This is a genomic window from Paraburkholderia phenazinium (genome assembly GCF_900142845.1).
Classification (GTDB): Bacteria; Pseudomonadota; Gammaproteobacteria; order Burkholderiales; family Burkholderiaceae; genus Paraburkholderia; species Paraburkholderia phenazinium_A.
Map to the genome: position 1 here is coordinate 2,304,163 of NZ_FSRU01000001.1, position 19,620 is coordinate 2,323,782.

At 63.9% G+C, this 19,620-nt stretch carries 18 protein-coding genes and 1 riboswitch; of the genes, 6 read left to right on the top strand and 12 right to left on the bottom strand.

Annotated features, from left to right (window positions below):
* Positions 1-139 precede the first annotated feature (139 nt).
* Positions 140-1,066 (top strand): flagellar brake protein, encoded by a 927-nt coding sequence (locus tag BUS12_RS10035; RefSeq protein ID WP_074295548.1) that lies wholly within the window; start codon positions 140-142, stop codon positions 1,064-1,066.
* Positions 1,067-1,204: 138 nt separating this feature from the next.
* Here BUS12_RS10035 and BUS12_RS10040 read toward each other — a convergent pair whose 3' ends face one another.
* From BUS12_RS10040 to cobW, 4 genes are read right to left on the bottom strand one after another with little or no spacing between them, the layout of a single operon-like run.
* Positions 1,205-1,846, bottom strand: coding sequence for a vWA domain-containing protein (locus BUS12_RS10040; RefSeq protein WP_253190048.1), 642 nt, complete (start codon positions 1,844-1,846; stop codon positions 1,205-1,207).
* 26 nt (positions 1,847-1,872) lie between these two features.
* Positions 1,873-2,958 carry a magnesium chelatase ATPase subunit I gene (locus BUS12_RS10045; protein ID WP_074295549.1) on the bottom strand — a complete coding sequence of 362 codons (1,086 nt, stop codon included), beginning with the start codon at positions 2,956-2,958 and terminating at the stop codon, positions 1,873-1,875.
* Positions 2,955-6,779, bottom strand: a complete 3,825-nt coding sequence (gene cobN, locus BUS12_RS10050; protein WP_074295550.1) for a cobaltochelatase subunit CobN — start codon at positions 6,777-6,779, stop codon at positions 2,955-2,957. The genes BUS12_RS10045 and cobN overlap by 4 nt, the downstream gene beginning before the upstream one ends.
* Before the next feature lie 6 nt (positions 6,780-6,785).
* Positions 6,786-7,865 (bottom strand): cobalamin biosynthesis protein CobW, encoded by a 1,080-nt coding sequence (gene cobW, locus BUS12_RS10055; RefSeq protein ID WP_074295551.1) that lies wholly within the window; start codon positions 7,863-7,865, stop codon positions 6,786-6,788.
* A gap of 156 nt (positions 7,866-8,021) precedes the next feature.
* Positions 8,022-8,289: riboswitch (cobalamin riboswitch) on the bottom strand.
* Between the two features lie 143 nt (positions 8,290-8,432).
* Here cobW and BUS12_RS10060 point away from each other — a divergent pair.
* On the top strand, positions 8,433-8,876 hold the full coding sequence (locus BUS12_RS10060) for a cobalamin biosynthesis protein (RefSeq protein ID WP_253190049.1): 444 nt from the start codon (positions 8,433-8,435) through the stop codon (positions 8,874-8,876).
* Between the two features lie 68 nt (positions 8,877-8,944).
* Here BUS12_RS10060 and BUS12_RS39910 read toward each other — a convergent pair whose 3' ends face one another.
* Positions 8,945-9,376: an addiction module antidote protein gene (locus tag BUS12_RS39910; protein ID WP_074295553.1), complete on the bottom strand. Its 432-nt coding sequence runs from the start codon at positions 9,374-9,376 to the stop codon at positions 8,945-8,947.
* Positions 9,373-9,693 (bottom strand): type II toxin-antitoxin system RelE/ParE family toxin, encoded by a 321-nt coding sequence (locus tag BUS12_RS10070; protein WP_253190050.1) that lies wholly within the window; start codon positions 9,691-9,693, stop codon positions 9,373-9,375. The genes BUS12_RS39910 and BUS12_RS10070 overlap by 4 nt, the downstream gene beginning before the upstream one ends.
* Positions 9,694-10,101: 408 nt before the next feature.
* Between BUS12_RS10070 and cobO the strand changes: the two genes are divergently transcribed.
* From cobO to bluB, 3 genes are read left to right on the top strand one after another with little or no spacing between them, the layout of a single operon-like run.
* Positions 10,102-10,704, top strand: a complete 603-nt coding sequence (cobO, locus tag BUS12_RS10075) for a cob(I)yrinic acid a,c-diamide adenosyltransferase (RefSeq protein WP_074297335.1) — start codon at positions 10,102-10,104, stop codon at positions 10,702-10,704.
* A 3-nt stretch (positions 10,705-10,707) separates the two neighbouring features.
* Positions 10,708-12,012 carry a cobyrinic acid a,c-diamide synthase CobB gene (locus tag BUS12_RS10080; protein ID WP_074295555.1) on the top strand — a complete coding sequence of 435 codons (1,305 nt, stop codon included), beginning with the start codon at positions 10,708-10,710 and terminating at the stop codon, positions 12,010-12,012.
* Complete coding sequence (bluB, locus tag BUS12_RS10085; protein WP_074295556.1) at positions 11,996-12,652, top strand: 5,6-dimethylbenzimidazole synthase; 657 nt, start codon at positions 11,996-11,998, stop codon at positions 12,650-12,652. The genes BUS12_RS10080 and bluB overlap by 17 nt, the downstream gene beginning before the upstream one ends.
* Before the next feature lie 46 nt (positions 12,653-12,698).
* On the opposite strand, the gene BUS12_RS10090 is transcribed toward bluB, so the two are convergent.
* From BUS12_RS10090 to BUS12_RS10110, 5 genes are all read right to left on the bottom strand, one after another.
* Complete coding sequence (locus tag BUS12_RS10090; RefSeq protein ID WP_074297337.1) at positions 12,699-13,532, bottom strand: quaternary amine ABC transporter ATP-binding protein; 834 nt, start codon at positions 13,530-13,532, stop codon at positions 12,699-12,701.
* Positions 13,533-13,566: 34 nt separating this feature from the next.
* Positions 13,567-14,529, bottom strand: a complete 963-nt coding sequence (locus BUS12_RS39315; RefSeq protein WP_083640332.1) for an ABC transporter permease — start codon at positions 14,527-14,529, stop codon at positions 13,567-13,569.
* A 63-nt stretch (positions 14,530-14,592) separates the two neighbouring features.
* On the bottom strand, positions 14,593-15,627 hold the full coding sequence (locus BUS12_RS39320; RefSeq protein ID WP_074295557.1) for an ABC transporter substrate-binding protein: 1,035 nt from the start codon (positions 15,625-15,627) through the stop codon (positions 14,593-14,595).
* A 78-nt stretch (positions 15,628-15,705) separates the two neighbouring features.
* The gene (locus tag BUS12_RS10105) at positions 15,706-16,932 is read right to left on the bottom strand and encodes a M24 family metallopeptidase (protein ID WP_074295558.1); all 1,227 of its coding nucleotides are present in this window, start codon (positions 16,930-16,932) and stop codon (positions 15,706-15,708) included.
* 98 nt (positions 16,933-17,030) lie between these two features.
* Positions 17,031-17,918, bottom strand: a complete 888-nt coding sequence (locus BUS12_RS10110) for a HalD/BesD family halogenase (protein ID WP_074295559.1) — start codon at positions 17,916-17,918, stop codon at positions 17,031-17,033.
* A 123-nt stretch (positions 17,919-18,041) separates the two neighbouring features.
* Between BUS12_RS10110 and BUS12_RS10115 the strand changes: the two genes are divergently transcribed.
* Complete coding sequence (locus BUS12_RS10115) at positions 18,042-18,959, top strand: LysR substrate-binding domain-containing protein (RefSeq protein ID WP_074295560.1); 918 nt, start codon at positions 18,042-18,044, stop codon at positions 18,957-18,959.
* 48 nt (positions 18,960-19,007) lie between these two features.
* Here the strand turns inward: BUS12_RS10115 and BUS12_RS10120 are convergent, their stop codons facing one another.
* The gene (locus BUS12_RS10120) at positions 19,008-19,619 is read right to left on the bottom strand and encodes a DUF4136 domain-containing protein (RefSeq protein WP_074295561.1); all 612 of its coding nucleotides are present in this window, start codon (positions 19,617-19,619) and stop codon (positions 19,008-19,010) included.
* Position 19,620 lies beyond the last annotated feature (1 nt).

A 19,620-nucleotide genomic window follows, 5' to 3' on the forward strand; every position in this document is an offset into this window, starting at 1 on the left:
GCGGTATCCATGATCCGAATAAGCCGGCATAAAACCACTCGCACGGTATTTTCGACAAACGCAAATAGACCATTAAGCTTTTCCGAAACTTTGACGTTAATATCACTAATCCGCCCATTACTTCGCTACTAAAAACCCAATGAACGAAGATACCGTGGAATCACCCGTTGAGGCAGCGTCGGCCGCGCTGAGCCTCGACACCGTTCCGGTCGGCACGCCGCTCGACTGGCCGATCGTCGACAGCGACGGCACGCTGCTGTTCGACGCCGGTGCGATTCTGGTCGGCGTGGAGGAACGCAAGTTCCTGTTCGACCATTTCCGCCCGCAACGCGGCGACGTCAGCGATACGCCCACACCCGCAGCGGATGGAGCCGTCGCGCCCGACACGTCGGAGCCGCTGTCGGTCAAAGATATGCACCTGACCATCGGTGCGCTGATCGGCGTACGCCAGCAAATCGGCAGCGCGGCGCCCATGCATCCTTGCCGCATTATTGGCTTCGCACCGAACGAGTCGTTGTTTGCCACGCCGCCGTTGTTCGAAGGAAAGGCCTTGCCGCTCGGCGTCGGTGAAAACGTGGAGATCGTCGCGATCGCCAGTCAGGCGGTGTTCCGCTTTGTCTGCACGGTCGAAGCGGTGTGTCAGTTGCCGTTCGATTACATTGTTCTGTCGAAGCCCGGCGTGATCCGCCGTCTGCGCGAGCGCAAGTCGATCCGGGTACGCGCGCGGCTCGCCGTGCGCTATGGCATCGGCGAAACCGGCGACACGTATGAAGGGCTCGGCCTCGCGAAGGGGATCAGCGCGCTCGGCATGTCGCTCACGGCATCGTGGGCGCTGGGCCAGATTGGCGACCGCCTGCGCGTCGCGTATCACCTCGAGTCGAAAGACCTCCACACGTCCATCGAAACCAGTGCCGTGATCCGAAACGTGCAGAGAGGCGCGGCCGGCGAGCCTGTGGCGCACGGTCTCGAGTTCGACCGGCTCGATGCGGCGCAGCAGATGGCGATGAAGGTGTTCGTGTTCGACCGTCAGGATGATGTGCTTTACTGGACCAACGGGATCAAGTAGGGGCTTGTTGGGCGCGGGACCGGGAGGGCCGCCGTGTGAACGCCGTCGCGCTGCGGTCATGCGCTCCTCCAAATATCAACGCGTAAAAGCGGCCCGTGCGAGGCCCGCAATGGCGATAGCGGAACGCACACTCAGTGCCTAGCCGATCAGATCTTCCGGCCGGACGCAGCTCGCGCCCCAAGCCTGCGCGAGTTGCTCGCAGCGCCCTAAGCGGATCGCGCCCCGCTCGAAATCGACAAACACCACCTGGTCGACCTCGTTGGGCCGCACCGGCACATCGCCGCTGCGGCCATCGGTGAGTACCCACAACCAGCGTTGCTGCAAAGGCTTGCGGCGCGCCGCGCGTTCCAGCAGTTGCGCGGCCTTATGCACGCCCGCGGCGAACGGCGTGCCGCCACCGCCGCCCAGCGGCTGCACCCAGCGTTCGTTCCACCAGCGCGGGACGGCGGGGCCGAAGCGGACGTCCGCCCCTGTGCCGCCGAAACACACCAGCGCCGCATCGGCGCGTGCCTTGCTCGCGCGGTCGAACAACGCAAGCAGCAGTCCTTTGGCGAGCGCGAGGCGCTGCCCCGCCAGCATCGAACCGGAGCAGTCGAGCAGGAAGCAGTGCAGCACACCGCCTCGCGGCGCCCTCGGTACGAAGCGCAGGTGGCCGGCATGCAGAGGCGCCTGGCGTTTTGCGGCGAGCGTCGGTGGCCATGCGATGCGCTCGCTCTGCCCTCGCCCTTTGTCGCGCGTTGCCCCACCCGCACCTTTCCGCCATCGAAAACCGCTGCGCAAGTCAGCGGCGGCGCCCTCCCGATGGCTCAGCGTTTTTTTTCGTTGAGCGGGATCACGCCTTTGACCGGGGTCGTGCCGGTCGGCTCGGGCGGTAGATAGCCCCATTCGCTGTCGCCGGTCGCGGCGGAGGCCTCGGCCGCTGCGTTGCTCTCATCAGGCGGCGTAGCACTTGCGCTAGCGGAGTCGTGTGGCGGAGTTTGCGCGGCCGCGTCGCCCTGCGGCGGCGTGTCCCGGCTATGCCGGCGATGGTGCAAAACTGCTTCGGCAACCTGATCGATATGCGCCGTCGTCACCGCCGTCGCCTGTTCGAGCGCGGCCAGCGCACGCGCCGCGCGCAACATCACCAGATCGGCGCGCAGGCCGTCGACGGCCGCCGCAATGCACAGCGCGCTGACATACGCATGCACGGCGTCATCGAAGCCAAGCGCCGGCAACGCAGCGCGCGCGGCGCGGATCCGTTGCACATGCTGCGCCTGCTGCTCCGCGTAGGCGGCACGGAAGGCCTGCGGATCCAGATCGAAGCCGAGCCGCGCCTTGACGATCTGCTGCCGCACGAGCGGATCGAAGCAGTTCTCCAGTTCGACCATCAACCCAAAGCGGTCGATCAGTTGCGGCCGCAACTCGCCTTCCTCTGGATTCATGGTACCGATCAGCACGAAGCTCGCTTCGTGGCTGTGCGAGATGCCGTCGCGCTCGACGGTATTCACGCCGCTCGCGGCGGCATCGAGCAAGGCATCGACCAACGCATCGGGCAACAGGTTGATTTCGTCGACATACAGCACGCCGCGGTGCGCCTTCGCCAGCAAGCCCGGCGAAAAACGCAGCGCGCCGTCGCGCAGCGCGCTTTCGATGTCGAGCGTGCCGATCAAACGGTCCTCGCTCGCGCCGAGCGGCAAGGTTACCAGTTGTCCTTCGGGCAGCAGTTCCGCCAATGCGCGCGCCGCTGTGGATTTGGCCGTGCCGCGCGGGCCGCTGACGAGCACACCGCCGAGACCCGGGTCAATCGCCGCGAGCAACAGGGCCTGCTGCAACGACGCTTGCCCGACCAGCGCGGCAAACGGAAATGCGGGCCGCGCCGCCGGCGTGTTGCGAAGCTCGGTCGCTGCGTTCATGGTCGTGTTCCTTCGATGAACTGCTCGCTCGCGAGCAAATGCTGTTCCACTTGCGCGCGATAGTCGCCCGGCGCCTGCCATAGTCCACGTTGCATTGCTTCGAGCAGACGCTCGCAGATCGAATGCAGCGCGTGCGGATTGTGCTGCTGCAGGAATGCGCGCGTGTCGGCGTCGTTCAGATACGCGTCGGTCACCAGCGCGTATTGATGATCGGCAATCACACGCGCCGTTGCATCGTAACCGTACAGATAGTCGACTGTTGCCGCGATTTCCGCCGCGCCTTTATAGCCATGACGCTTCACGCCGTCGAGCCACTTCGGATTGACCACGCGCGATCGAATCACGCGGGCAATTTCCTCATGCAGCGTGCGCACGCGCGGCGCGTTCGGATTGCTATGATCCGCGTGATACACATGCGGCTGATTGCCCGCCAGATGCCGCACGGCGGCGACCATGCCGCCCTGGAACTGATAGTAATCGTTCGAATCGAGCAGATCGTGCTCGCGGTTGTCCTGATTCTGCAGCACCACGTCCATGGCGGCGAGCCGCGTGCCGAACGCCTGGCGCGCTTCCTCGCCGGCGCTTTTCTGGGTGTAGGCGTAGCCGCCCCACGCCTGGTAGGCGTTCGCCAGATCGGCGTCGGTTTGCCATTGCTGGGTGTCGATGATCTCCTGCAAGCCGGCGCCGTACGCGCCGGGCCGCGCGCTGAAGACGCGCCAGCCGGCGCGTCGGCGCGCTTCGGCGGCGTCCATGCCGCGCGCGATCAAGGCATCGCGTTCGCGCAGCACGCGCGCGCGGATCGGGTTCTGATCCTCGGGTTCGTCCAGCTCGGCGACGGCCTGCACGGCGGCGTCGAACAGGTGCATCACGTTGGCGAACGCATCGCGGAAGAAGCCGGAAACGCGCAGCGTGACGTCGATGCGCGGCCGGTCGAAAACGTCGATCGGCATGATCTCGAAGTCGGTCACGCGATGACTGCCCGGCGCCCATTTAGGCCGCACGCCGAGCAACGCCATGGCCTGGGCGATATCGTCGCCACCGGTGCGCATGGTCGCGGTACCCCACACGGACAGGCCGATCGCTTTCGGATAATCGCCATGCTCCTGCAGATGGCGCTCTATCAGGTGCTGCGCGGATTTCAGGCCCAGCGCCCAGGCAGCCTGAGTTGGAATCGCGCGCGTGTCGACGGAGTAGAAGTTGCGTCCGGTGGGCAGCACGTCGGGCCGGCCGCGCGAGGGCGAACCGCTCGGCCCTGCCGGTATGAACTTGCCTTCGAGTCCGCGCTGAAGGTGCCGCATTTCTTCCAAACCACAGGCGTCGAGACGCGGCAATACATCGGTGCGCAGGCGTTCGAGCACGAGTTCGGTCTGCGGCAAGGTGCCTGCGGGCGGCAGTTCGGCGTTTGAGTTCGCGTCCAGCTTCGAGCCGGACTCGTCGCCGCACATCGTCCCCAGCATCTCGCTCGCAAGCAATTCGAGGCGCTCGCGGGTGTCGCCGTTGTGTCGCCACGGCGCATCGCTGACCTGCTGCAATACGTGTGGGCGTGGGCCATCCCACACTGCGGCCCAATCCGCCGAGAGCGGATCGAACAGATGGTCCATCTTTAGATCGCGCGCCAGCGCATCCACCAGCCCGGCTTTACTGCCGCGTCCATCGCCGACCGGAAAGCGCCCGAGCGCCAGCAGCGTATCGCGCCGCTGCACGCCCTCGGGCGAACGGCCGAAGGTATGCAGACCGTCGCGAATCTGCGCTTCTTTCAGCTCGCACAGCCAGGCATCCACGCGCGTGAGCAGCTCGTCTTCGGCATCCTGCCCGTCCGGCGCCTTGATACTGAGTTCGTCGTGCAGACGGTGTTCGACGATGGTCGCGAGAATCGTGCGCCTGAGCAGTTTCGAACGGCGCGGGTCGACCATCAATGCTTCGTAGTACTCGTCGACCTGGCGTTCGAGGTCCTGCAGCGGCCCATAGCTTTCGGCACGCGTGAGCGGCGGCATCAGGTGGTCAATGATCACTGCCTGCGCACGGCGCTTTGCCTGGCTGCCCTCGCCCGGATCGTTGACGATGAACGGATACAGATGCGGCAGCGGCCCGAGAATCAGATCGGGCCAGCAGGCGTTGCTCAACGCCACGCTCTTGCCCGGCAGCCATTCGAGGTTGCCGTGCTTGCCGACGTGCACCACCGCGTCGATGCCAAACTGGTGGCGCAGCCAGAAGTAGAACGCCAGATACGCGTGCGGCGGGACGAGGTCGGCGTCGTGATAGCTGGCGTAATCGCCCTGCTCGCGCGAGCGCGACGGCTGAATGCCGACGAACACCTGGCCGCAGCGCCAGCCCGAGATCATGAAGCGGCCGCGCCGCAGCGTCGGATCCTGTTCCGGCGGACCCCAGCGCGCATTCAATGCATCCCTCGCTTCGGCAGGCAGGCGCGCGAAATGCGTCAGGTAGTCGTCAAGCGCGAGGCTCTGTAAAGCAGGACGCAGATCGCGCACCACGGGATCGTTGGTGACGCCCTCGGTCAGCTTGCGCAACAAGGCGTCGCCGTCCGCCGGCAGGTCGCCCGCACGGTAACCCTGCTCGGCCAGCATCGCGAGGATGCCCACCACCGAGGCCGGCGTATCGAGCCCCACGCCATTGCCGATGCGCCCTTCGCTCATCGGATAGTTGGCGAGGATCAGGGCGAGTTTCTTGTCGGCGTTGTCGAGCGTTCGCAAGCGGCACCAGCGGCCGCTCAATTCCGCGAGAAAACCGATCCGCTCGTGATCGGGCTGATAACGCACCACGTCCACTTCGGTGTGCGGACAACGATACGCGAGCCCTTTGAAACTGATTGCCCGCGTGATGATGCGGCCGTCCACCTCGGGCAGCGCGATATGCATGGCGATATCGCGCGAGTTGAGCCCCTGGTTGTCCTTGAGCCAGTCGGCGCGATTGCCGCCGCTCAGGATCACCTGCAGCACCGGCGCGTCGCCGGCGAGTGCGAGGGGTTCGGGGTCGTCGATGGCGGTCGCTGCAAACGCGGTGGTGTTCAGCACCAGCGCCACATCATGTTGCGCGCACAACTGTTGCAGGACCTCGCGGCTCATGGCGTCTTTGAGCGAGGTCAGCGCAATCGGCAGCGGATTGAGGCCCTGCGCTTCGAGCGCTTCGATCAGCGCGTCGAATACCGCTGTGTTGGCAGCCTGCAAATGCGCCTTGTAGAACAGGATCGCCACCACCGGCGCGTCGGCGCGCCAGCGTGCCTGCCACTCGGCGATGGTCGGTGTGTCGTGCTCAGGGTGATAAAGCGTGGCCGCCGGCAACACGCGCGGCGGCGCCGGCTCACGTCCCCAGCCGAGCGAACGGTGAGCGAGGCAACGCAAAAACGCCTCGGCATTCTGCGCGCCGCCTTCGCGCAGATAGCGCCATAGCTGATGACAGAGCGCCGCATCGGCCGTGCTGCGCGCGAGCAGGTTCGGATCCTCCTGCAAGTCGCCGGAGAACATCGCCAGCACCTGATGCTTGCGCGCGGCGAGCGCCACGACCTGCTCGATCCCATACGGCCAGTAGGCTTCGCCGCCCAGATGATCGACCACCACGACCCGCGCATGCTGCAACACGTCTTCGACGTAGAAATCGACTGAAGCCGGTTGCCGCAGGTAAGTGACATTCGCGAGCCGCACGCTCGGAAAGCCCTCGCCCAGGCGCGGCACGACGCTGGCGAGCAGCGACAGCGTCGTATCGGCGGAACTGAGCACCACGATCTCGGCAGGCTTTTGATCGATGCGGATGACACCCTGGCTGTCGTCGACGAAGCCACCCGGCGTGGTGCGCAGCAGATGCATGATCGATTACGCCTGTTGCGCTTCGGTCTTCAAGGCGCTGTCGAAGGCACGTTGCAGTGCGGCCTGATCGAGATCCTCGCCGATCAGCACGAAGCGGCTGCGCTGCGTTTCGCCGGCTTGCCAGCGCCGGTCGAAATAGCTGTCGAAGCGCCGGCCCACGCCCTGGATCACCAGGCGCATCGGCGCGCCGGGCAACGCGGCGAAGCCCTTCACGCGATAGATCGTGTTGCTTTCGACGAGGCTTTGCAGTGCGGCAATCACCGCCTCGCGCGACGGCGCCTGCGCCTCGACCACCACCGAATCGAATTCGTCGTGATGATGGTCCGCGTCTTCCGCGGAGCCGTGATGATCGTGACGCAGATGGATCGTCGCTTCCGAAGCCGCTTCGAGACCGAGCAGCGTGTGCAGATCCAGTTGACCTTTATGCGCGCGCACCACCTTGACCTGCGACGGAATCTCCTCGCGGATCAACGCCTCCACCGCGCCTTGCTGGGCGTCGTCGAGCAGATCCGTCTTGTTCAGGATTACCAGGTCCGCAGCGGACAACTGATCTTCGAACAGCTCATGCAGCGGCGACTCGTGATCGAGATTCGGATCGGCCTTGCGCTGGGCGTCCACGGCCACCGGGTTGTCGGCGAACTGGCCGCTTGCGGCCGCCGGGCCGTCCACCACCGTGACCACCGCGTCCACCGTGAAGCTGTTCTTGATGGCCGGCCAGTTGAAGGCCTGCACCAGCGGCTTCGGCAACGCGAGACCCGAGGTTTCGATCAGCACGTGATCGATCTGGTCGCGGCGTTCCACCAGCTTTTCCATCACCGGGAAGAATTCTTCCTGCACGGTGCAGCACAGGCAGCCGTTGGCGAGCTCGTACAGTTGGCCTTCGGTCTCATTGCCTTCTTCGTCGCAACCGATGCCGCAGCCTTTGAGGATCTCGCCGTCAATGCCGAGTTCGCCGAACTCGTTGACGATCACCGCAATGCGCTTGCCGCCTGCGTGCTGAAGAATGTGCCGCAACAGCGTGGTTTTGCCGCTGCCGAGGAAACCCGTCACAACGGTGACGGGGATCTTGCGCATGGAGTTCTGCATGGTTATTCCGTCGAAAGAGTGGGCCGATTCATGGGCACGGGAATTGAACAGACGAAACACGGGGACGGAAAACGACGTGGCGGCGACGGGCAGCGCATGAAGCCGACTCATGAAGCCCTATAACGAAGCCGTGGACGACACGCCGCATCCCCGCGGCGCCAACCCTCTTCCCTGGCCGGTATCCGGGCTGGCGAAAGCGCCGCTTCCCCTTCCCAGACGAGTGATTTCTCGCCCAGTGGTTGCATGCCTGCGCGATCTTGCGCGCAGGCACTGAAGCCGGCTCTGCACCGCTTGCGCGATGCCTTCGCTTACCGTTGCGGGGGCAGCACAGGTTGGTCCGGTCTGTTGAAAGTGGACACCCTGTTTCCCGTTTAACTGCGTGCGCAGGACTGCGCGCGCGAGCACCAAAGTGCGTGGGAGTTTAGGCCCGCAAGCCCCGCGCGTCAAGGCAGCCGGGCAGGCGACCCCGGTTGTGGCCTGTGCTATCGTATGCGCGCATTGGGTGCCGGCGCGGGGTCGCGCACGGGCGGTCGAACGGGAAACAGGATGCGTAACAGGGGGCACCGCGTGATACAGACCACCCCGCTGGGCACTCCGCTGAGCATCGGAATCGGCTGCAGGCAGCACACCGCGGCCGGGCAGATCCTGGCCGCCGTGCGCCAGGCGCTGGGCAGCCACCCGTTCGAAGCGATTCGCTGCATCGCGACCATCGAATCCAAAGCTCAGGAACCCGGTCTGCTTGAGTTTTGCGCGCGCTACGCGCTGCCCTTGCTGAGCTTCAGCCGCGCCGAAGTCGCTGCCGTGCGCGATCTGCCGACGCCGTCCGCCGTTGTGTGCGCGCGTCTCGGCGTCGACGGTGTCTGCGAGCCGTGCGCCTTGCTAGCGGCACCAGCCGGCCGCCTGATCGTGCCGAAGACGGTGCTCGACGGCGTGACCGTTGCGATCGCAACGAGTGCAGACGGCACGGCGAGAAGCGAATCTTTTGAATTCAACTCACTTAACACGCGATAACGACTGTTCCCCTAGAGCCATCCATGGACCGGACTCAAGCTGACGGCGTGGCGCATGATGCGCACGTCTTACGCATGTGCCGGCTTTGATGTTCGCCGGGTCTTTCGCGCGGGACTCTCTCCCTCGGCCCGAGCGTGCTTTCTAGCTGTCTTGAACGTGCCTGATTTTGCTGACTTGATGACCTCTGCGGCCACCACCTCGTCGGAGTCGGCAATGATCACCTCTGTCACGAATCTGACGCCGAGGGCTCCCGCGACCTTTAGAATCGTTTCAAAGCGGGGCTTCGCTCCTTCAGTGAGGGACTTGTAGAGGCTTTCGCGTTGTACCCCAGCATCGGCCGCAACCTTTGCCATGCCTCGCGCCTTGGCAACGTCTCGAAACGCGGCGAGAACCACATCTTCATTCCCGGATGCCAGCGCGTCATTCAGGTACGCAGCAATGGTTTCTTCGCTGTCGAGATATTCCGATGCGTCAAATGGGGTGATGTTGGTTTTGCTCATTTCTTCCGCTCCTTCTGGATTTTTGTCCACAATGCTTTTGCGGCAGCAATGTCCGCTTTCTGCCCCTTCTTTCCACCACCATCAAGAAGCAGATAGACCGTCAGTCCGTCTCTCACGTAATACACTCGCGTCCCGGCGCCTACATGGATTCGCATCTCCCACACGCCGTCACCAACATCATGGCAATCGCCAAATACCCCATTTGCCGCCCGCGTAATCCGGCTGACCACTGCACCCTTGAGCACCTTGTCGGCAAGGCCGGTAAGCCAGGCCCGGAATTGGTCAGTTTGATTTATCGTATTCATTGCTTCAGCCACGCATGTTCGTTGCTACCTCGGTTGGGGTTTGACCGAACCGTTACCAATGATAGTATCCAATTGGATACGGAATTGCAAGCTCGATATGCGGAGGAGATATGCGAGCTGGCCAGGTTTGCCTGGACGTCCGCCGGGGCCTTCCTCTCAAACGCGTTTGACTCACTATGTACATCCTTCCCGGTGCGCTTGAGGCGGATCTACGCGGTGTACACTACGCCGCTCTTCGTCGTGCGAGGTGTGATGCTTCCCCTATGGGCAACTCCTCTGCTCATGGTGAAAATTAAGCATTGTCATCTGACAATTGCACCTGTAGATAGCACGGAATAAAGTGCTCAAAAGCGGCCCACAAGATTGATTTCATTCAAAAATAAACCCAACCCCCTTGCCAGAAGGACAACCTGAGAAATGGTGAAAACCGATCCCGAATCCCATCTGCGCATGACCCAACGGCGTCGCGAAGGCCACGAGAAAAAGCAGGCCGAAGCGACCATCGAAAAGGGCCTGCTGATCGTCAACACCGGCACCGGCAAGGGCAAGACCACCGCTGCGTTCGGCATGGCCGTGCGGGTCCTCGGCCACGGCATGCGCCTTGGCGTCGTGCAGTTCATCAAGGGTGCGCTGCACACGTCGGAGCGCGACTTTCTGGGCAAAATCGCCACCTGCGATTTCGTCACCATGGGCGACGGCTACACGTGGAATACCCAAAACCGCGATGCCGACATCGCGACCGCCCGCAAAGGCTGGAACGAAGCGCGCCGGATGATCGAAAGCGGCGAGTATCAGATGGTGATTCTCGACGAACTGAATACCGTGCTGAAGTACGAATACCTCCCGCTCGAGGAAGTGCTGGCGGTCGTCAACGCACGTCCCGAGATGCTGCATGTGGTGATCACCGGACGCCACGCGCCGGACGCGCTGATCGAAGCGGCCGATCTGGTCACGGAAATGCGCATCGTCAAACACCCGTATCGCGAGCAGCACGTCAAGGCGCAGCGCGGCGTGGAATTCTGAGCCATGCCGTCCTGTCCCGCCCTGTTCATCAGCGCGCCGGCTTCCGGTCAGGGCAAGACCACGATCACCGCCGGCCTCGCCCGCTACCACCGGCGGCAAGGGCGGCGCGTGCGCGTCTTCAAGACCGGCCCGGACTTTCTGGACCCGATGATCCTCGCCCGCGCCAGCGGCGCACCGGTGCTGTCGCTCGACCTGTGGATGGTCGGCGAACAGGCGTGCCGTGAACTGCTCGCGCAAGCGGCAGCCGAGGCGGACCTGATCCTGATCGAAGGCGTGATGGGTCTCTACGACGGCACCCCGAGCAGCGCCGATCTCGCCAGTGCGTTCGGCGTACCGGTGGTCGCCGTGATTTCCGCCAAGGCAATGGCGCAGACCTTCGGCGCGCTCGCGTTCGGTCTCGCGCATTTCCGGCCCGGCCTGCCGTTTCATGGCGTGTTCGCCAATCGCGTCGGCTCGGCGCGCCACGCGCAGATGTTGCAGGAAGCGCTGCCGTCCGGGCTACGCTGGACCGGGCATATTGCCAGCGCCGACGCCATCGAACTGCCCGAACGGCACCTCGGCCTGCACCAGGCGGGCGAAGTCGACGATCTCGACACGCGGCTCGAGCGCGCCGCCGATGCGCTCGCGCAAACCCCGCTCGCCGAACTGCCGCCGGCGGTGGAATTTACTGCGCCCGCAACCACGCACCATGCTCTGCCGCGGTTGCTCGACGGCAAACACATTGCGATTGCCCGCGACGCCGCGTTCTCGTTCATCTATCCGGCCAACGTCACGCTGCTCGAAACACTGGGCGCACAGGTCAGCTACTTCTCGCCGCTGGCCGACCAGCCTGTGCCGGAATCCGCTGACGCCGTCTATCTGCCCGGCGGCTATCCCGAGCTGCATGCAGCGACGCTCTCGCGCAATGCACGTACGGCGGATGCGATCCGCGCACATGCGGCCGCCGGAAAAGCCATCGTGGCCGAATGTGGCGGTATGCTCTATCTGCTCGAGCAACTCACCGACACGCAAGGCGCGACCACGCCCATGCTCGGTCTGCTGCCGGGCCACGCGACGATGCAAACGCGTTTTACCGCACTCGGCATGCAACAGCTAGTCGGCCTCCATGGCGCCATGACCGGTCATACGTTTCACTATTCGAAGTTGACGACGACGCTCACGCCACAGCGGACGGCCACCCGCCCGCAAGCCGACGCGCCCGGCGAGGCCGTATTCCGCGCCGGCCCGATCGTCGCCACCTATATGCATGCCTACTGGCCTTCCAACCCGGCCTTCGCGGCCGCCCTGTTCCATGGCGAAGTGTTTTAACGATTCCGACCGCGACGCGGTCTACCGCGCCATCCATGAAAGGCGCGACATGCGGCACTTCGTGCGCGACCCCGTCGACCCGGCCGTGCTGCAGCGCCTGCTCGAAGCGGCGCACCATGCGCCGAGCGTCGGCTTCATGCAGCCGTGGCGCATCGCGCGCATCACCGATCCGGCGCTGCGCATGGCCTTGCACGAGGCGGTGGACCGCGAGCGGCTCGCCACCGCCGACGCGCTCGGCAAACGGCGCGACGAGTTCATGAAGCTCAAGGTGGAAGGCATGCTGGAGTGCGGCGAGCTGCTGGTGATGGCCTTGATGGATGGCCGCGAGAAACACATCTTCGGACGCCGTACGTTGCCGGAGATGGATCTCGCCTCGGTGGCCTGCGCGATCCAGAACATGTGGCTGGCGGCGCGCGCCGAAGGGCTTGGGATGGGCTGGGTGTCGCTGTTCGACGTCGACGCCGTGCGCACCCTGCTGCATATGCCGGAAGGCGCGCGTCCGGTGGCGATCCTGTGCCTCGGTCACGTGGATCGGTTCTATGCGGAGCCGATGCTCGAAACCGAGCGCTGGGCGAGCCGCGTGCCGCTCGCCGATTGCGTGTTCGAAAACCGCTGGCCTGAAGAGAACAAGCCGGAGTGATCCGGTGAGGTGAGGTGCGGCGGTGCGTAGCCGCTCGCCGCACGCCCTACGCTACCACCTCGCTCCGCTCGCTGCGCCGCTCCACAAACCGCCGCACATAATCGTTCGCTGGATGGCGCAGGATGTCCTGCGGACTGCCCTGCTGCACCAGCTCGCCATCGCGCAGAATCGCGATCTGCGTACCCGGGCGCAGCGCCTCGTCGAGATCGTGCGTGATGAAGACCACGGTCTTGTTGAGCGTCGCCTGCAACGAGAGCAACTGGTCCTGCATTTCCGTGCGAATCAACGGGTCCAGCGCGGAAAACGCCTCGTCCATCAGCACCACGTCCGTATCCGCCGCGAGTGCGCGGGCGAGGCCCACCCGCTGCCGCATGCCGCCTGAAAGTTCATCCGGAAACTTCTCCGCATAACCGTCGAGGCCCACTTTCTTCAGCCAGTCGCGTGCGGCCGCATACGCCACCTCGCGCGATTCGCCGCGCGTTCGCAGCGCATACGCCGCGTTTTCCAGCACCGTCGAATGCGGCAGCAAGCCGAAGTTCTGAAACACCATGCTGATCCGGTAGCGGCGCAACTCGCGCAGGCCGTTCGAATTGAGCTTCAGGATATCCTTGCCGTCCACCAGAATCTCGCCCGCGCTCGGCTCGATCAGGCGGTTCAGGTGCCGCACCAGCGTCGACTTGCCCGAGCCGGACAAGCCCATGATGACGAAAATCTGGCCCGGCTCGATTGTCAGATTGACGTTGTTCAGCCCGACGTTGCAGCCTGTTTTCGCCAGCACGTCCGCCTTCGACGCGCCCTGGCGCAACAGATCGAGCACGCGTGCGTGCGCGCTCGCCGGTCCGAAAATCTTGTAGACGTTCCTCACCTGAATCGCTTTCATGTTGCCGCTCCTGTTGGCGTGTTCAGTTGCGTTCTCAATGGCGTGCGTCGCTTGCAAGCTCGCCATCCGGCTGCGCCTCACGCGCCAGCGCCTGCTCGCGCTTCTGCTTGCGTGCCTGCACGCGGGCGTCGCGCTGGGCCGCCGCCACGCGCCGCGCACGCCGCTCCTGGCCATATCCCTGGCTGACCCGATCGATCACGATCGCCAGAATCACGATGGCGATGCCGGCCTGCATGCCCTTGCCGACATCGAGCGTCTGGATGCCGGCCAGCACATCCTCGCCGAGCCCGCGCGAGCCGATCATCGACGCGATCACCACCATCGACAGCGACATCATGGTGGTCTGATTGATACCCGCCATGATGCTGGGCCGCGCCAGCGGCAACTGCACGCCCACCAGCAATTGCCAGCGCGTCGTACCGAAGGCGCGGGCCGCTTCGATCACATCGCCGTCGACATGGCGAATGCCCAGATCCGTCAAGCGGATCAGCGGCGGCAGCGCGTAGATCACGGTGGCAAAAATCGCCGGCACCTTACCGAGGCCGAACAACATCAACACGGGTATCAGATAGACGAAGCTCGGCAGCGTCTGCATCACATCCAGCACGGGCAACAGGATGCGTCGCAACATGCTGCTCTGCGAACAGACAATGCCTGCCGGAACACCGATTGCGATGGACAGCACCGTCGCCACCAGCATCAGGGCGAGCGTCTCCATCAGTTTGTCCCACAACCCAAAGCAGCCGATCGCATACAGCAGCAGTACGAAGAAACCGGCGACACCCATGCGCCGTGTGGCATGCCATGTGATCGCGCCGGCCACCACCAGCACGAGCCATGGCGGCAACACGCGCAACCCGCTTTCGAGCGGCACCAGCAAGTACTTCAGCACCAGCAGGCTGAACGCGTGAAACGCATCGCCATAGTTCTGAACGAGTGCGCCGACCTTGTCGTTGACGACATCGACCATCGACAGATGCAGAAAAAACCCATTCATGACCGACTCCCTTCAGCAAAGCCTCACTCCGGCGCGTGCAGGGGCACCGCGCTCATCACGCACTCAGGCGCCGAGATTCGCCTGCACCTTCGACGCCACATCCGCGGGCACCCATTGCTTCCACATTTCCGGGTGATCGCGCAGGAACTGCGTGGCCATCGCGGCGCCGTCGAGTTTCTTCGTGCTCATCTCGAGAATGGTGCTGTTCAGGAAGTCCATCGGAAACCTGACCTTGTTGAGCATCGTCACCAGGTCGGGATCCGAGTCGTAGAACGGCGTGGACACGCCCACCGTCACATGCGACACCATGTACGACGAGGCGCATTGCTGCGTGCTGCTTTCGTCGCGCAAGGTCTTCCAGCAGGCGTCATTGAAGGGCGGCATCTTCAGTTGGGCGAACTTGTATTTCGCCATCAACGCGGCCGGTCCCCAGTAGTAGAAGACAATCGGCGCACCGCGCTGGTACGCGGACGCGATTGCGGCATCCAGCGCCGCGCCGGTGCCGGGGTGGAAGTTCGTATAGGTGGTGTCGAGGTTCAACACCTTCAGCAGGCGCGTATTCACGCGCTCGCAATCCCAACCCGTCGGGCAGTTGAGAAAGCGGCCCTTGTCCGGTTCCTCGTCGTCGGCGAAGACGCTTTTGTATTTCGGCAGATCCATCACTGAGACGAGATCCGGCGCGACCGGTTTGATGCCGCGCGCCGCGTCGCCCTTGATCACGTACTCGGGCACGAACCAGCCTTCCTTGGTGCCGCCGGGCAAGGTGTCGCCCACCAGTTTCACCGAGCCGGTTGCGACCGCCTTGGCGGTGATCTCGCTGCGGCCGGTCCATTGTTCGGCCCACACCTGCACGTCGTTATGCGCCAGCGCCGTCTCGGTGGCGGCCGTGCTGCCCGGCACCACATCGGTCTTGCAGCCGTAGCCCTTCTCCATGATCTGCCGCAGCACCTCCGTGGCGAAGGAGCCGCTTTCCCACGTGATGCCCGCGAAGTGCACGGTCTTGCCTTGCGTACACCAGTTGTCGGCTGCGTGAGCTGCCGTTCCGGTCAAAGTCAGCGCGGCGGCGACGAGCGCCACCCGGAGTCGTCTGAATTGCATGGTCGTTCATCCTTGAGCTTTGGACATACGTTGAATTCGAAAGCAGGAAACGTTGCGCGTGACGCTGCGAGGTATGAATCAGGCGAGCAGGCGTTTTTCGAACGGATAGTCGGACAGCAATTCCACCTGGCCGTCGTCGCGCACGTAAACCTGCTCTTCGAGCTTGACGCCTTCGCCGCCGTCTTCATGGCCGATATAGCTCTCGATGCACAGCGTCATGCCCGGCTGGATCACGCCGTCATACCCCTTCGCCTCGTTGTCTTCGCGGTGGACGATGTACGGATACTCGCCCGTCATGCCGACGCCATGCGCCAGCGCGAAGTAACGGCGCGCCTGATAGGGACCGGGGATCTTCCACGCCCTGGCGATGAACTCCTGAAAGGTCGTGCCGGCCCGCACGTTCTCCATGTTCGAATGGACCTGTTCGTAGGCGAGCCGGTAGAGGTTCTTTTGCGCAGGCGTGGCCGGCCCATCGCCGCACAGGAAGGTGCGCGAGAAATCCGCGTAGTAGCCGAAACGTCCCACCACGTCCGTGTCGAGCCCGACCAGTTCGCCCGCCTGGATCTTGCGCGGGCTGCTTTCCTGGAACCACGGGTTGGTGCGCGGACCTGAACTGATCAGACGCGTCTCCACATAATCGCCATCCGTTTCGATGATGTGCTTGTGCAGATGCGACCACAGTTCGTTTTCGCTGATACCGGGCACGAGTGCCGCCTCCAGCTTGCGCACGCCCTCTTCCGCGGCGCGCAGCGACGAACGGATCATCTTGATCTCGTTGGGCACCTTGATGGCACGGGCCCGTTCGAGCGGCTCCTGGGCATCGGAGATCTGATAGCCGCGCGCCTGCAGCGCGAACGCCGCCGCCGAGGTGGCGCTTTCAATCGCAATCTTCTTGCCGCCGCCGCACTGCTTGACCAGATCGTCGATCTCGTCGGCCCAGCGTTCGGTCACGCGGCCCAGCATGTCGTCGCAGAAGTAATAGGAGATCGCCGTCGCGGGGCGGACTTCATCCACCGTATCGAGTCCGTCGGCGAGAAAATCGCAGCCCGCGTATTCGAACAGCACCACCTTGCCCTCGGCCGGCACGAACACATAGCGTGCCGGGTTGCGCATCGAATACACCTGCATGTTGCGCGAGCCTGTGGCATAGCGCATATGAGTCGGGTCGAACAGGATCGCGGCGGTCAGATCGCGCTTTTTCAGCTCGCGGCGCACGGCGGCGAGCCGGTCACGCTGGATCTGCGCAATTTCCTGCGCAGTCGGTTCGCAGTCGTCCGGGCGATGAGTCGGGCGAAGAATCGTCATGGTGTGTGTGGGGTACGTTATAAGAGTCAGGAGCAACAGCAATTGCAGGTTCAATGCAGCTTCAATCTTCAAGCTGCAGTCTCGGCTTACGGGTCGCCTCAATCGACCAGATTGTCGGCACGCACCAGCCGCTGTTCGGCTTCCAGATGCATTTCCGACACGCGGCCGTAGAGCTGGCGCGTGCGCTCCAGGCGGCCTATCACGCCGGGCTTCTGGGAGTAGGCGAAGATAGCGGTATGACGGTCGATTGCGCCCTTCACCTGGGTCACGCGATGCAACGAGAAGCGCCCCTTGAAGAGCTGCAGATCGCCGGGCTGCAACGTGATCACGTTGATCGGTTCGCGCGTTTCGCCGCGCACCACAGCGCCGACACCACCATAGTTCTCACCTTGAGGAGAACGGATGTTCGGGCAGTACTCGAAGTCGCCGCCGGCGTCGGGCTGCTGCGTCATCATCGAGACGATGAATTCGTTGGTATCGTAGTGCCACGGTTGCTCGGTGCCCGGCGGCATCACGTTCTGCACCAGTCCCGCATACGGATCGGCGTATTCCCACACGCGCTCCTCGCCGAGACAGGTGGCGACAAAGCGCTTCATCGCCTGCGCCACATAGATCCGGTGAATGATGGCGTCCGCCGGAATGACGTCGCGCGTGACGAAACCGCTGGTGCGGTCCATGAAGACGCGGCGTGGATCTGCTTCGGGTAACGAAGGATCGTCCGCCGTGAAATATGCGTTCACCTTACGACTCGAAAAGTAGGTCTTGCCGGCGAGCGCGACGCCTTCGGCACGCGCCTGCGCCAAAGCAGCCGGCCGTAAAAAACCGTGCAATACGGCGCTGCCGTTGCCGGCAAGGTGGGCCCGGCAGCTCGCCACCAGCTCGCGCATGCGGGGGTGGTCCGGATCGTGCAACGGATAACGCTCGGTATCGACGATATCGCTCAGATCGGTACATTCGGCGTCGGCAAGAGGCAGGCTGGCTGACACGGTGTGGCTCCAGATTCGTGGTTTGAACGGGGATTTGTGAGCCGAATTGTTTTCGACAACAATCAGCTCATCGACGTCCTCATATTTCGATCACCAAATTCCTTTGGAAAGCGAGTAATTCCGATGGCTGCCATCAGCGGACCCGATTGGTCCAAACTCAGCTCACTGGACCCCGAACTGGTGCGTGCATTCGTCGCCGTCGTGGACAGCGGCGGCTTTACGGCCGCGGCGAAACAGCTGCATCGCACGCAATCCACGATCAGCCTGCGGATCCGCACGCTCGAAGAGCGGCTCGAGACGCATATGTTCCTGCGCAATAGCCGGCGCCTTGCACTCTCGCGTGACGGCGAAAACTTTCTGATCCACGCCCGGCGCATTATTCAGGTGCAAAACGAGGCGATCGCCGCACTAAACCGGAGCAGCCGCGAGGGCGTGATCCGTTTTGGACTGCCTGAGGATTACGCGGAACTCTGGTTACCGGATCTGCTGAAGAAGTTTTACGAGCTGCGGCCGGGCGCGCGACCGCACATCCATTGCCGGATGTCGCTCGAATTGCTCGAACGCCTGCAAGCGGGTGAACTGGACCTGGCGCTAGTGGTGCGGCACGGCTCGCAGACGGGCGGCCGGCATCTGGGGCGGGAGGAAGTGGTGTGGGCGGCTCACGAGGACTTCGTGCTGGACGCCAGGGCCTCGGTGCCGCTCGCGCTCTTTCCGGAGACCTGCTGCTACCGGCAGCGCGGTCTGGAAGCACTGGCCGCGCTCGACCGGCCCTATCACGTGATCTACACGAGCCAGAGCCCGACCGGCATCAAGGTGGCGGTGAACCACGGCGCCGCCGTGACGATCATCGACCGCTGCACGCTGCCGGCGGCGTGGCGTGTGCTCGGCGCGGCGGAAGGCTTGCCGCCGCTGCCGCCGGCCGATCTCGAACTGCACCGCTCATCGGGGGTTCGCGATCCCGCTACCGACGACCTTGCTTCGTTGATCGAAGCAATGGTCGAAGAGCGGCGCCGCGCATCGGTCGACCTTGCCATGAACTGAGCGCCGGGCGTCACGGCGCGTAGAACACCGGCGCGCAGTCCTGACCCATCAGGGTTGCACCGGCTTCACCGACACCACCGTCGGGGCGCCGCCCGTCGCGTCGGCGCGCAGTTTCACGCGCCAGTCGGGATGGTCGGCAAAGGGGAATTGCGCGAGCGCGCTTTTCACCAGATACGGAATCGCGTGCAGCGGATCGGCGTCATGATCCTGGCTCACGACGCTTACCTTGTAAACCTCGTGACCGTTGGTCTGCTCGAAGAAGCGCAGCGTCAGCGAGTGCTTGTACGAGCGGCGGCCAAACAGCGAAAACGAGGCTTCGCCGGGGCTGCCGCAACCCGCCTGTTGCGCACAATCCGCCGAGCCGACGCCGACGCCCGCAAGCCGGGTGTCATACGCAATCGACAGCAGATAGTGCGCGTGTTGCTGGGCAACGTCGGCAAAACCGTACTGGCCGAGTTCGGTCCGGATCAATGTTTCGTATTCCGTATGATCGGGGTTGCCGTCCTGCAACGGCGAGCGTGCCAGTGTATAACTGTGCTCGCCTTCCATCGGGGTAGCCGTTGGCGACGCCCGCACATCCGTGCTGACACCGGCACATCCTGTCAGACTTACGCCCAGGCTTGCTGCGATCAGCGCAGCGCATATCAGCGTGGCTCTCATC